Consider the following 12768-nt stretch of genomic DNA (forward strand, 5'->3'; position numbering starts at 1 on the left):
CATTTTAATGATTTGGCCCGCAAAAGCAAACGGTTGCGCGTTAATGCTTTGTTACCGTTATCGCCGGTTATGTCGCATTTTCGTTCATTTTTTCTTGTGTTATCAGCGTTTTTTACTTCTAATCCTGCACTCATCGAGTTTTAAAAACTAAGCGGTTTTCTCTAACTTATTATTTATTAATTGGATTTTTCCCTTACATGGAGTACCTGGATGTTTCATCTTGATACTTATGGCACGTTAGTCGCGGCAACATTGGTTTTGCTCCTTGGGGGCAAATGCGTCACCAGCATCCCTCTGTTGAGAAAATACACCATTCCTGCACCGGTCGCCGGTGGCTTGCTGGTGGCACTCCTGCTGTTAGCCCTGAAAAAGTTCGTTAACTGGGAAATCAGCTTCGATATGTCGCTGAAAGACCCGTTGATGTTGGCCTTCTTCGCCACTATCGGCTTGAACGCCAACCTGTCGCGGTTGCGCGCGGGCGGCAAGGCATTAATGGTATTCCTGTTTGTGGTGCTGGGCCTGCTGCTGGTGCAGAACGCCATCGGCATCGGCATGGCGAAAATGCTGGGTCTGGATCCGTTGATGGGCCTGATCGCCGGTTCCATTACCTTGTCCGGCGGCCACGGCACCGGGGCGGCCTGGAGCAAACTGTTTATCGAGCGCTATGGTTTTGAAAATGCTACGGAAGTGGCGATGGCCTGCGCGACCTTCGGTCTGGTTCTGGGCGGCCTGATTGGTGGCCCGGTGGCGCGTTACCTGGTAAAACACTCTTCCACGCCGGAAGGCTCGCCGGATGACAGCGTCCAGCCAAGCGGTTTTGAAAAACCGGAGAGTGGCCGCTTGATCACCTCGTTGATCATGATTGAAACCATCGCGATGATCGCCATCTGCCTGAGTTTGGGGCAATTTATCTCCGGCTTACTGAGCGGCACGGTGTTTGAACTGCCAAACTTCGTCTGCGTACTGTTTGTTGGGGTGATCCTCAGCAACACCCTGGCTTTCACCGGGTTCTATACCGTGTTTGAACGAGCGGTATCGGTGCTGGGCAACGTTAGCCTGTCGCTGTTCCTGGCGATGGCGTTGATGAGTCTGCGCTTGTGGGAGCTGGCTTCGCTGGCGCTGCCAATGCTGGCGATCCTGGCGGTGCAGACGCTGGTGATGGCGCTGTACGCGATCTTCGTCACCTACCGGGTGATGGGGAAAAATTACGATGCAGCGGTGCTGGCTGCGGGTCACTGCGGTTTCGGCATGGGGGCCACACCAACGGCGATCGCCAATATGCAGGCGATTACCGATCGCTTCGGCCCATCGCACCTGGCGTTTCTGGTGGTGCCGATGGTGGGGGCGTTCTTTATCGATATCGCCAACGCGATTGTGATTAAGCTGTATCTGCTGTTGCCGGTGTTCCCGGCGATTGGTTGATTAACCGGTCGTCATAACGGAAAAGGCGCCCATTGGCGCCTTTTCTATGTCTGAAGGTCAGGCGTTGGAGTAGCGTGCTTTTTCCGGCAGCCAGCGTTCAATCAGGGCGCGGGCATGTTCCGGGTACTGTTGGTGGATATGGCGGGCGACGCGTTGCACTTCCGGGATCATCGCCTGATCGCGCAGCAAATCCGCCACTTTAAACTCCGCACTGCCGGTTTGACGCGTACCCAACAGCTCGCCGGGGCCGCGGATTTCCAGATCGCGTTGTGCAATGACGAAGCCGTCATTACTGTCACGCAGTACCTGCAGGCGTTTTTGCGCAGTTTTACTTAGCGGCGTTTTGTACAACAATACGCAGTGAGAGGCCACCGCGCCGCGCCCGACGCGACCACGAAGCTGGTGTAACTGCGCCAACCCCAGTCGCTCCGGGTTTTCGATGATCATCAAACTGGCATTCGGTACGTCGACGCCCACTTCGATCACCGTCGTCGCCACCAACAGCTGCAGCTCACCCTGTTTAAAGGCCTGCATTACCGCCTGCTTCTCTTGCGCTTTCATACGGCCATGCACCAGCGCCACTTTCAGCTCCGGTAGCGCGGTTTTCAGCTCTTCCCAGGTGGCTTCCGCCGCTTGCGCTTCCAGCAGCTCAGATTCTTCAATCAGGGTACAAACCCAGTACGCCTGTCGGCCTTCTTCCATACAGGCGCTTTTCACTCGCTGAATGATATCGGCGCGCCGCGTATCCGGAATGGCGACGGTAGTGACCGGCGTTCTGCCCGGTGGCAGTTCGTCGATCACCGAGGTATCGAGATCGGCATAGGCGGTCATTGCCAGCGTGCGTGGGATTGGCGTGGCGGTCATGATCAACTGATGGGCATGGAAGCCTTGCTCCTCGCCTTTCTCCCACAGAGCCAAGCGCTGGTGCACGCCAAAACGGTGCTGTTCGTCGATGATCACCAGTGCCAGGCCGGAAAATTGCACCTGTTCCTGGAAGATGGCGTGGGTACCGACCACCATAGAGACCTGCCCACTGGCAATCGCCTCTTGCTGCGCGATACGCGCCTTGCCTTTTTGCTTGCCGGCCAACCAGCCGACCTCCAGCCCCAGCGGTTCAAACCACTGGCGGAAATTATTGGCGTGCTGTTCGGCCAACAACTCCGTTGGCGCCATCAATGCCACCTGCTTGCCGTGGGCGATGGCGCGCAGTGCAGCCAGCGCCGCGACCAGCGTTTTGCCGGAGCCGACATCGCCCTGAACCAGCCGCATCATGGGGAAGCCTTTTTGCATATCGGCTTCGATATCGGCCACTACGCGATCTTGCGCGCCGGTAGGGGCAAAGGGTAACTGGGCGAGGAATTGCTTTTTAAGCCGATCATCGGGCATCAGCGGCAGCGCTTGATAGCTTTGCGCACCGGCCCGTACCGCCAACATACTGAGGTTATGCGCCAGCAGTTCTTCCAGGATCAGACGTTTTTGCGCCGGATGCTTGCCCTGTTCCAAATCCGCCAGTTGGATATCCGGCGGCGGGCGGTGCAGGGTATGCAGCGCCTGCGGCAGGCTCATTAATCCACCGCTCAGTTCAGGCGGCAGCAATTCGGCGATGGCACAGGTATCCAGTAGTTCCAGCGCCTGATCGGTCAGTTTGCGCAGAGTCGCCTGTCGGATGCCTTCGGTGGTGGGGTAGACCGGCGTCAGTGACTCTTGCAGCTCAACCTCGCTGCTTTCCCCTTGAATGCGGTATTCAGGGTGAATAATTTCGGCACCGTGGTTGCCGCGTTTGACCTCACCGTAGGCGGTCACGCGACGGCCGGTGGCCAGGCTGTTTTTCATCGCCGCATTGAAATTGAAGAAACGCATGGTGAGCAGGCCGGTACCGTCGCTGATCTGGCAGGTCAGCATGCGCCGCCGTCCAAAACTGATGTCGGTACGCAGCACTTCGCCTTCCACCGTGGCATAAATACCCGGCTGCAGGTCGTTTATCGGATAGAGGCGAGTGCGGTCTTCATAGCGCAGCGGCAGGTGCAGCAGCAGATCCTGAATGGTTTCCAGGCCAATCTTGGCCAGTTTTCCCGCCTGACTGGCGCCAACCCCGGAAAGCGTGGTGAGTGGGACAGCATCCAGCAGACGGCCTTTCATTTGCGTACCGTTGCCTGCATGGCCGCCCACCATTCGGCATCGGCGACCACCTGGCCCTGTTGATCAATATGAGGACGCGGCAGCTTTTTACGCTTGGCCACGTTGGCCAGTACCGGGTAACCGCCTTCAAACAGCAGCCGTTGTTGCTCTTCTTCATTGAGCATACTGTGTTCACGACGGTACAGGCCGGCATTTTGCCGCTGGCGTTGCGCTTCGTACAGGATCAAGGCTGAGGCAACCGACACGTTGAGTGACTGCACCATGCCGATCATCGGAATGATGATGTCCTGGTCAGCCAGAGCAAGCGCTTCTTCGGTGATGCCGGTTTTTTCCTGGCCCAGCAGCACGCAGGTAGGGCGGGTGTAATCCACCTCGCGAAAGTCCACGGCACGGTCGGAAAGGTTAGTCGCCAGGATCTGCATGCCCTGACCTTTCAGGTGGTGCACGGCGTCAGCGATGGTGCGATGGGTTTGAACATTGACCCAGCTGTTGCTGCCGGCGGCGGAGGAAACCAGGGTTCGCATGCGGGTGGTTGGCCACACGGCATGTACCTGATGCACGCCGACGGCGTCGGCGGTGCGGATAATGGCGGAGACGTTATGCGGTTTGTGAACCTGTTCCAGGCAGACGGTTAAATCCGGCTGCCGGGTGGCCAGCATTTCACAAATCCGCGCATAGCGTTCAGGGCTCATAAGCGCTAATTTCGGTTACGGTTAACTTTAATGACATCCGGCATGATACGGATTTTACGCATAATATTTGCCAGATGGATGCGATCGCGGGTGGTCAAGCGGATAAAGGCGCTATAAACCCGGCCGTCTTTCTCTTCGGTATTCAGGCTTTGAATATTGGATTCAGCCGCATTGATGGCTGCCGTCAGGTTGGCCAGTGCCCCCTGATGGTTAAACATATCCACTTTGATCTCGGCAATGAATTCCTGCTCGATATCTTTATCCCACTCTACCGCCATGAATTTCTCAGGCTCTTTCTGGTAGCCGCGGATATTGCGACAGGATTCATGGTGGATCACCAAGCCTTTGCCTGGGCTGACGTGGGCGATAATCGGGTCACCCGGAATCGGTCGGCAGCATTTGGCGAAGGTGATCAGCACGCCGTCTGCGCCCTTGATCGCCAGGTTACGGACCCCGGAGGACGTGCCCAGATTGGACTGGTCACCCTGCAGGTTCTTCGCGACCACGACGCTCATGGCATTGCCCAGGCCGATTTCAGCCAGCAGATCGTCCAGAGTCGCCAGTTTCATGCGCTCCAACTCGTGCTGGATATTTTCCGGTGGGATCTCTGACAGTTTGCGACTGCCGCCCAACGCATGATTTAACAAGCGGCGGCCGAGGCCAACCGAATCGTCGCGCTTGAGGTTTTTCAACATCTGGCGAATTTTGGCGCGTGCTTTTGAGCTGACGACAAAGTTCAGCCAGGCGGCGTTGGGGCGTGCGCCCGGCGCGGTGATGATTTCCACCGTTTGGCCGCTGGTCAGAGACTGCGACAACGGGTACGGCTGACGATCGACCCGTGCGCCAACGCAGGCGTGGCCGATATCGGTATGCACCGCGTAGGCGAAGTCGACCGGCGTTGCGCCCGCAGGCAATTCAACGATGCGGCCTTCCGGGGTGAAAACGTAAATCTCATCCGGGAACAGATCGGATTTGACGCTCTCGATAAATTCAAACGAACTGCCGGCGCTTTGCTGCAGCTCCAGCAAGCTCTGCATCCAGCGCTGGGCTCTAATTTGCGCGGTGGTGCCGGTTTCGCCCTGTTCTTTTTCTTTATAAGCCCAGTGCGCGGCGACCCCCATTTCGGCCATCTGATCCATATCTTCGGTACGGATCTGCACTTCTACCGGTACGCCGTGCGGGCCGATAAGTGAAGTGTGCAGCGATTGATAGCCGTTGGCCTTGGGAATGGCGATATAGTCTTTGACCCTGCCCGGACGCGGCTTATACAGGCTGTGAGCCTGGCCCAGCACGCGGTAGCAGGTGTCCACTTCCTTCACGATCACCCGGAACGCGTAGATATCCATAATCGAATGGAAACGCTGTTCTTTCAGGTGCATCTTGAGATAGATGGAATACAGGTGTTTTTCTCGCCCGCTGACGCGGCAGGGGATGCCGGCTTCGGTCAATCGCCCTTCGATTTCGGCGAGGATCTTCTGGATCATCTCTTTACGATTACCGCGCGCGGCTTTCACCACTTCTTTGATTACGCGATAACGGTTCGGGTACAACGCCTCAAAACCCAGCTCTTCCAGCTCGGTTTTCAGATGGTGAATACCCAGACGATGGGCCAGTGGGCTGTAGATTTCCAGGGTTTCACGCGCAATACGCCGCCGTTTGTCGGGGCGCAGCGAACCTAAGGTACGCATGTTGTGCGTGCGGTCGGCCAGCTTGATCAACACGACGCGGATATCCTGCACCATCGCCATGATCATCTTGCGGAAGTTTTCCGCCTGGGCTTCTTTTTTATCCTGGAATTTCAGCTTGTCTAGCTTGGATACGCCCTCAACCAATTCGGCGACGCTTTTGCCGAACAGCTGTTCCATATCCTGATAGGTGGCCGGGGTGTCTTCGATGACGTCGTGCAGCAGGGCTGCCATCAGCGTCTCATGGTCGAGACGCATTTCCGCCAGAATACAGGCCACGGCAACAGGGTGAGTAATGTAGGGCTCACCGCTGGAGCGTGTCTGTCCCTCGTGAGCATCACGTGCAACGAGGTATGCCTGTTTGAGGCGCTTAATCTGCTCCTCAGGCAGGTAACGTTGAATCAGCAGATTCAGGCTTTCAAACAGGTACAAGGCAGACTCGCAGTCTAATTAACGACGACCTTCAGCAATTGCGGTAACCGCTTGAATCTCTGCGGCTTCCTGCTCTTGCTGCTCCTGACGATCACGAACATCGAGGATCTGGCTGGTGATCAGGCCTTCTTCGATTTCGCGCAGCGCGATAACGGTGTACTTGTCGTTTTCTTCCGGAACAAGTGCATCTTTACCGCCAGTCTGGATTTGACGTGCCCGACGAGCAGCGACCAACACCAGGTCAAAACGGTTACCAATTTTCTCTACAGCGTCTTGAACAGTTACGCGTGCCATATTTGTGCTACTCCACAGGTGACGAAAAGACTGGGCATAATACTGAAACTGTCTTCAGTCTGCCAATAGTTTGCTGATTAAAGCGTCATGCCGCAGTAATTGGCGGCCTAAACGCAGGCGTTCGGCGCGAATTATGGTTTTCAGATCGGACAGGGCCAGATCGAAATCATCGTTCACGATTAAATAATCATACTCCGCGTAGTGCGTCATTTCTGCCACGGCTTGCGCCATGCGTTTGGCGATCACTTCATCAGAGTCTTGCCCGCGCCCACGCAGGCGGCGGCCAAGTTCTTCCTTCGACGGCGGCAAAATAAAGATGCTGCGCGCCTGAGGCATTTTGGCACGGATTTGTTGCGCGCCCTGCCAGTCGATATCCAGGAAAACGTCTACGCCGGTCGACAGCACCTGCTCAATGGCGGCGCGTGAGGTTCCGTAATAGTTGCCGAACACTTCGGCGTGCTCAAGAAACGCATCCTGCTCAATCATTCGGCAGAATTCTTCTTTTGAGACGAAGAAATAATGATCGCCATGCTGTTCACCCGGGCGGCTGTCGCGCGTGGTGTGCGAAACCGAAACCTGCGTGTCGTACAGCGGTTGCGTCTTTAACAAAGCCTGAATCAGACTTGATTTCCCTGCGCCACTAGGGGCAGAGACAATATAAAGCGTGCCTTGAGCCATGATGATGTTCGTTGATAGCGGTTGATATGCCAATAACAGCGGATGTGTATTTTCTCCGCACAGTATACACGGCTAACGCGCCGGATGCAGCGTTAGCTCGCATTTTGCCCGTCGCTTTATGCTGAAAAAACCTCAAACGGGCAGGTTTGCGCAGCGTATCGCTAAATTTTGGCGGTTTTCTGCAATGCAGCCAGGCTTTCTCGATCCGCTGTGCAAAACGCCTCATTGGCCATTGTCGCGCTTCTCTTTCCCGGTTTTACTGCCGGTTATCAGGGAGGTGCACAATGCGCAAAGGTGTCATGAGGCTCGGAATGATCCTGTTGGTCGGTCTGCTGTGCAGTGGGGGACCGCGGGCGGAAACCTGTCCGGCGTGGCGGACGGAGCGGTTGCAACGGGATATAACCACCTTAAAAAACCAGCTTGGACGCTGGGACGTGGCTTACTACCAGCAGGGCAGCAGTTTAATTGAGGATGAGGTCTACGATAGCCTGCGTGAAAAGCTGCGGTTATGGCAGCGTTGTGCCGGGGAGCCGTCGACGGAGGAGCCTGCTCCACTGTTACCTGAAGGTAAGGTACCGCACCCGGTGGCGCATACCGGGTTGAGAAAATTGCCGGATCCTGCCGCCGTGGCCCAATGGCTAAAGGGCCGTCGCGATCTCTGGGTTCAACCCAAGGTGGACGGCGTAGCCATCACGCTGGTTTATCGCGACGGGAAACTGACGTCGGCAATCAGCCGGGGGAACGGACTGAAAGGCGAAGACTGGCTGGAAAGGGTGCAGGCGATACCGGCAGTGCCCGCCAGTATTGAGGGGGCACCGCAGACGTTGATTCTGCAGGGGGAGCTATTTCTGTTGATGAACGATCACCAACAAAAGGTCAGTGGCGGCCTCAACGCCCGTGCCAAGGTTGCCGGTGCGCTGATGAAAAGTAAGCCTTCGCCGGTATTGCAGCAACTGGGCCTGTTTGTCTGGGCCTGGCCAAACGGTCCGCAAGATATGGCGTCGCGTTTGCGGCAACTGGCTGCAATGGGCTTTCCCCTCGCCCTGGCTTACTCGCAACCGGTGAAATCATTGGCGGAGGTGCAGCAATGGCGAGAACGTTGGCATCAGAGCGCTTTGCCTTTCGTCACGGATGGTGTGGTGATCCATCAGGCACGCTCACCGCAGGGGCGTTACTGGCAAGCCAAGCCCGGTGATTGGGCCGTTGCCTGGAAGTATCCGCCGGCGCAGCAGGTCGCACGGGTGAATGGCATCGACTTCAATATTGGCCGCACCGGAAAAATTGCCGTGGTGCTGCGGCTTGAGCCCGTCAGGATGGACGATAAATGGGTAACACGGGTTAACCTCGGCTCACTGACACGTTGGCAGCAGTCGGCGATTGTGCCCGGTGATCAGGTGGCGATCAGCCTGATGGGGCACGGCATTCCACATCTCAATAACGTGGTCTGGCGTGGAACGGACAGGTCGCTGCCCAGCGCGCCGTCTGCTGAACGTTACCACCCATTGAGTTGTTTCGGTTGGCGGCCGGATTGCCGTCAGCAGTTTCTGGCCCGGCTGGTGTGGTTGAGTGGCCCGCAGGGGTTAAGTTTGCGCGGCGTCAGCGAATCTACCTGGCAGGCGCTGATTGATCAGGGGTTGGTGCGGCATCTGCTGGATTGGTTGGTGCTGACGCCGGAGCAACTGATGTCGGCCCCCGGCATCGGCGAAAAGCGAGGGCAGAGCATTCACCGGCAATTTCAGCTGGCGCGCCAGCAGCCGTTCGCACGCTGGCTGGTTGCTTTAGGCGCTCCACTGTCTCCTCCGCAAACGACGTCGCTGAAAAACTGGCAGCAGGTCCAGCAATATTCCCCCGCGGCGTGGCGAGAAATCGCCGGTATTGGTGCGAAAAGGGCGCAACAGATTGCCGATTTTCTCCAGCACCCGCCACTGCTGGCGTTGGTCAGCACGCTGGCATCCCAGCAAATAACCGGCTTCGTCTCTGAGGTGGATCTTATTAATGATCCGGATGCTGGTAATTAAATACCGGCAGACCCAGACGAAAACGCAGGGCGATCAATCGGGCGCTCAGGCCCGCCACCAGGGTGATGATCACCACCATATTATGCGGCAGGCTCAGGTGTTGCAGACCGATGTACAACCAGGCGGCAGCGAAGGAGATACCGGCGTAAATTTCCTTCTGGAATACCAGCGGAATGCGGTTGCAGAGCATATCGCGCAGTACGCCGCCGAAGACTCCGGTGATCACGGCGGCAATCGCGGCGATGATGGCGCCATGGCCCATATCCAGCGCCACCTGCGCGCCGATGATTGAAAACACAATCAGGCCAACGGCGTCCAATACCAGAAACAGGCGACGCAGGTGGCGCATCAATGGCGCCAGCCAGGTGGTGACAATCGCGGCAATGGCGACGATGACGATATATTCAGGATGTTTGACCCACCCCAGTGGAAAATGCCCGAGCAGCATGTCGCGCACCGAACCGCCACCGATGGCCGTGGCAGAGGCAATAATAATGACGCCAAACATGTCCATTTGGCGGCGGCCGGCAGCCAGTGCACCAGTCATGGCTTCGGCAGTGATGCCGATGATATAAAGAATGCTCAGTAACATAAGATATTCACAGGGTGGGCGGGAATGAGTGTCATGGTGGAAGGGTAATCGCCGCTGGGGGATATCGCCACTGAGTTTTTCTAACCGATGACAATTCGGATTAGTTTAATTAATCTATTTTTTATCTTTTTTGCTTATTAACTGCCTTTTCACCCCTTCTTTGGCTCAGGAAGGGATTAGATATTTCGCATTAGTTTCTATTGCTGACTATGCTTTTTGCATTCGATCCCCAGGGACTGGCGGCAATGAATTTCTGGTTGATGATGACGTTCACTGAGGAACATGAAGATAAAATGAAAAAGACTTCCCTGCTGGCCGCGGCCGTCGCTGCCGCCTTACTGTTGAGTGGTTGTGTCGCGCCGGTTCAGAATGCCGTACCGCAAAAGTCGGCGACTTGTTCGGTTGGCGATCCCATGACCCAAACCACGCTCTATTTTGGCCTGAATCGCCCGTCGGGGCCGGTGATCAGTGCTGCCGAGTGGCAGAGTTTTGTCGATCGGCAAGTGACGCCGCGCTTTAAAGACGGGCTGTCGGTGTTTGATGCCAAAGGGCAGTGGTTGGGTAATGACGGCAAACTGGTGCGCGAAAACAGCAAAGCGTTGATGCTGATCCATACGCCGGGCAAGGAAAGTGAAACCCATATTGAGGCGCTGCGCAGCAGCTATAAGCAGCAGTTTGCGCAGGATTCCGTGATGCGGGTTGATGCGCCAGTGTGCGTGGCGTTCTGATGATATCCCGGCCGGCAGGCCGGGATATTGGCTTTATAGTACCAGCCCGGCGATTGCCGCCGAAAGCAGGCTGACCAAGGTCGAGCCGTAGACCAACTTCAGACCAAAACGAGAAACCACGTTACCTTGTTGCTCGTTAAGCCCTTTGATTGCCCCGGCGACGATGCCGATAGAAGCAAAGTTAGCGAAAGACACCAGGAACACCGACAGAATACCCAAGCCGCGCGGCGACAGCTCCGCCGCGATTTTCTTCAGTTCGATCATCGCGACAAACTCATTGGCTACCAGTTTGGTCGCCATAATACTGCCCGCTCGCAACGCATCCTGTGCCGGGATGCCGATCAGCCAAGCCAGCGGATAGAACACATAGCCCAGGATCTGCTGGAAGCTGATACCAAACACCGCGGAGAACAGGGCATTTACCGCAGAAATCAGCGCAATAAAGCCAATCAGCATGGCAGCGATAATCATCGCGATTTTAAAGCCCGCCAAAATATACTCGCCCAACATTTCAAAGAAGCTCTGATCTTCATGCAGCTTGCTCAGCTTCAGCTCGGGTTCATCATCCAACTGATAAGGGTTAATGATCGACAAGATGATAAAGGTACTGAACATATTGAGGATCAACGCTGCCACTACGTATTGTGCATCGATCATCGACATGTAGGCACCGACGATGGACATGGATACCGTCGACATGGCGGTCGCGGCCATGGTGTACATGCGGCGCGGCGAGATATCGCCAATGATGCCCTTATAGGCGATAAAGTTTTCGGACTGACCAAGGAGCAGCGTGCTGACGGCGTTGAAGGACTCCAATTTGCCCATGCCGTTAACCTTGGACAGCAGGGTACCGACCAGGCGGATAAACAGCGGCAGAATACGGAAGTGCTGCAAAATGCCGATGAGCGCGGAAATAAAGATAATCGGGCATAAAACGCCGAGGAAGATAAACGCCAGCCCGTCTTTGCTCATGCCGCCAAACACAAAGTCCGAACCCTGTGCGGCGTAGGTCAGTAGCGTTTCAAAGAAACCGGCAACGTGTTTGATGACGCTAAGGCCGCTTTCTGAATGCAGGAAGAAATAGGCGAGTGCACCCTCAATGACCAAAAGCTGAATAATATAACGCAGGCGGATTTTCTTGCGGTCATTACTGACCAGCAGGGCCAGGGCGATGATCACCACCAGGGCAAAAATAAATTGCAGAATTTGCGGCATAAAGAGTCCGTACGGCTAAACGGGCAGGAAAAAACACATTTAGCCACAGCTTTGCCCGCCTTTCATTACCTTAGGTGATAATTGGAATAAAATACTTTTAGCCAGTGATATAAATGGCCAATTGTTATCCTCGCCCTTCTCACCACAGTTTTTCATAAACACCATTAACGCGTATTTCACTGCCTGAGCTGTTTTCTGCTGAGTCCCTCGCAACTCTGTACCACTTGTCATCTCTGCCAGGTAATTCCCCGGGATCTGGCTCGCAGTTTGTACAACGCGCTGCGTTGAACGATTGGTTTTTTTATTGCCCAGAAAGATAATTGTCGGACTTTTCACCGCACGAAGCGGCCAATTTTCTCAGGATGAGGAGACGGACGATGAATACCAGCACTCTGTTACGGGCTTTGGCGAACGGCGTTAATCCCGATACCGGCGAGTTATTGAAACCCGCCTCGATGGCCTGTTCGCCAGAAGCTATTCGCCTATTGTTCGCCCTGGCTGAGGAGTTTCAGTGTGAGGCTGAACGCCAGAAAAAAACCAAGCTAACGCCGGAGGAAAAGCGCCAGAAGAATATTTCTGAAGGACGGCCGGCAAAATCGTATTTCCCCTGGGATGAAGACGAGAAGCTGCGGCTGCAGGAAAGCCATGCAGTGGGCATGACGCTGGAGGCGATGAGCCGCGAATTCGAGCGTTCAACCTGGGGCATTGCCGTTCAACTGCAAAAAATGGGATTGATAACCGAAGAGCAAGCGGCAGGCTTACCCAGGGCCTAGTCGTAAAAAAGCCCGCTGGCTGAACTGCACCCCAAAAGTTGGACACCCAACTGAATAAGGTGCAGTTTTTTATGGCAAAACCAAAATACTCCCTCGA

General features: G+C 55.6%; 12 protein-coding genes. 4 read left to right on the forward strand and 8 right to left on the reverse strand.

Annotated elements, in window-relative coordinates; translation table 11 throughout:
* Positions 1-210 precede the first annotated feature (210 nt).
* Positions 211-1422, forward strand: a complete 1212-nt coding sequence (gene gltS, locus ACGS9J_RS26090; RefSeq protein ID WP_020837656.1) for a sodium/glutamate symporter — start codon at positions 211-213, stop codon at positions 1420-1422.
* A gap of 57 nt (positions 1423-1479) precedes the next feature.
* Here gltS and recG read toward each other — a convergent pair whose 3' ends face one another.
* Genes recG through gmk form a run of 5 tightly spaced genes read right to left on the reverse strand, consistent with a single transcriptional unit; the run spans position 1480 to position 7342 of the window.
* Entirely contained in the window at positions 1480-3561 is a 2082-nt protein-coding gene (gene recG / locus ACGS9J_RS26095; protein ID WP_442233501.1) for an ATP-dependent DNA helicase RecG, read from the reverse strand.
* On the reverse strand, positions 3558-4253 hold the full coding sequence (trmH, locus tag ACGS9J_RS26100) for a tRNA (guanosine(18)-2'-O)-methyltransferase TrmH (protein WP_442233502.1): 696 nt from the start codon (positions 4251-4253) through the stop codon (positions 3558-3560). Before trmH ends, recG begins: the two co-directional genes overlap by 4 nt.
* 5 nt (positions 4254-4258) lie before the next feature.
* On the reverse strand, positions 4259-6370 hold the full coding sequence (gene spoT, locus ACGS9J_RS26105; protein ID WP_442233503.1) for a bifunctional GTP diphosphokinase/guanosine-3',5'-bis pyrophosphate 3'-pyrophosphohydrolase: 2112 nt from the start codon (positions 6368-6370) through the stop codon (positions 4259-4261).
* Between the two features lie 18 nt (positions 6371-6388).
* Positions 6389-6664, reverse strand: coding sequence for a DNA-directed RNA polymerase subunit omega (rpoZ, locus tag ACGS9J_RS26110; protein ID WP_004953385.1), 276 nt, complete (start codon positions 6662-6664; stop codon positions 6389-6391).
* 54 nt (positions 6665-6718) lie between these two features.
* A complete protein-coding gene (gene gmk, locus ACGS9J_RS26115) occupies positions 6719-7342 on the reverse strand; it encodes a guanylate kinase (RefSeq protein WP_041415115.1) in 624 nt (207 codons plus the stop codon).
* A gap of 284 nt (positions 7343-7626) precedes the next feature.
* Here gmk and ligB point away from each other — a divergent pair, with 284 nt between their 5' ends.
* Positions 7627-9360, forward strand: a complete 1734-nt coding sequence (ligB, locus tag ACGS9J_RS26120; protein WP_442233504.1) for an NAD-dependent DNA ligase LigB — start codon at positions 7627-7629, stop codon at positions 9358-9360.
* Here the strand turns inward: ligB and ACGS9J_RS26125 are convergent.
* Positions 9335-9952, reverse strand: a complete 618-nt coding sequence (locus ACGS9J_RS26125) for a trimeric intracellular cation channel family protein (protein WP_044554879.1) — start codon at positions 9950-9952, stop codon at positions 9335-9337. The two genes, ligB and ACGS9J_RS26125, sit on opposite strands and share 26 nt — an antisense overlap.
* A gap of 293 nt (positions 9953-10245) precedes the next feature.
* On the opposite strand from ACGS9J_RS26125, the gene ACGS9J_RS26130 reads away from it, so the two are divergent.
* Complete coding sequence (locus ACGS9J_RS26130; RefSeq protein WP_442233505.1) at positions 10246-10680, forward strand: DUF3574 domain-containing protein; 435 nt, start codon at positions 10246-10248, stop codon at positions 10678-10680.
* 33 nt (positions 10681-10713) lie between these two features.
* Here the strand turns inward: ACGS9J_RS26130 and ACGS9J_RS26135 are convergent, their stop codons facing one another.
* Both ACGS9J_RS26135 and ACGS9J_RS26140 read right to left on the reverse strand, forming a co-directional pair.
* On the reverse strand, positions 10714-11898 hold the full coding sequence (locus ACGS9J_RS26135) for a NupC/NupG family nucleoside CNT transporter (protein WP_442233506.1): 1185 nt from the start codon (positions 11896-11898) through the stop codon (positions 10714-10716).
* 39 nt (positions 11899-11937) lie between these two features.
* Positions 11938-12234, reverse strand: a complete 297-nt coding sequence (locus ACGS9J_RS26140; RefSeq protein WP_442233507.1) for a hypothetical protein — start codon at positions 12232-12234, stop codon at positions 11938-11940.
* Positions 12235-12275: 41 nt separating this feature from the next.
* Between ACGS9J_RS26140 and ACGS9J_RS26145 the strand changes: the two genes are divergently transcribed.
* Complete coding sequence (locus ACGS9J_RS26145; protein ID WP_442233508.1) at positions 12276-12671, forward strand: hypothetical protein; 396 nt, start codon at positions 12276-12278, stop codon at positions 12669-12671.
* Positions 12672-12768: the final 97 nt, after the last annotated feature.

This window comes from Serratia quinivorans (genome assembly GCF_052113645.1).
Lineage (GTDB): Bacteria > Pseudomonadota > Gammaproteobacteria > Enterobacterales > Enterobacteriaceae > Serratia > Serratia quinivorans_B.

Excerpts from the sequence above, each read along its gene's own strand:
- gltS (WP_020837656.1), top strand. The coding sequence starts at position 211 with ATGTTTCATCTTGATACTTATGGCACGTTAGTCGCGGCAACATTGGTT.
- recG (WP_442233501.1), bottom strand. The coding sequence starts at position 3,561 with ATGAAAGGCCGTCTGCTGGATGCTGTCCCACTCACCACGCTTTCCGGG.
- trmH (WP_442233502.1), bottom strand. The coding sequence starts at position 4,253 with ATGAGCCCTGAACGCTATGCGCGGATTTGTGAAATGCTGGCCACCCGG.
- rpoZ (WP_004953385.1), bottom strand. The coding sequence starts at position 6,664 with ATGGCACGCGTAACTGTTCAAGACGCTGTAGAGAAAATTGGTAACCGT.
- gmk (WP_041415115.1), bottom strand. The coding sequence starts at position 7,342 with ATGGCTCAAGGCACGCTTTATATTGTCTCTGCCCCTAGTGGCGCAGGG.
- ligB (WP_442233504.1), top strand. The coding sequence starts at position 7,627 with ATGCGCAAAGGTGTCATGAGGCTCGGAATGATCCTGTTGGTCGGTCTG.
- ACGS9J_RS26125 (WP_044554879.1), bottom strand. The coding sequence starts at position 9,952 with ATGTTACTGAGCATTCTTTATATCATCGGCATCACTGCCGAAGCCATG.
- ACGS9J_RS26130 (WP_442233505.1), top strand. The coding sequence starts at position 10,246 with ATGAAAAAGACTTCCCTGCTGGCCGCGGCCGTCGCTGCCGCCTTACTG.
- ACGS9J_RS26135 (WP_442233506.1), bottom strand. The coding sequence starts at position 11,898 with ATGCCGCAAATTCTGCAATTTATTTTTGCCCTGGTGGTGATCATCGCC.
- ACGS9J_RS26145 (WP_442233508.1), top strand. The coding sequence starts at position 12,276 with ATGAATACCAGCACTCTGTTACGGGCTTTGGCGAACGGCGTTAATCCC.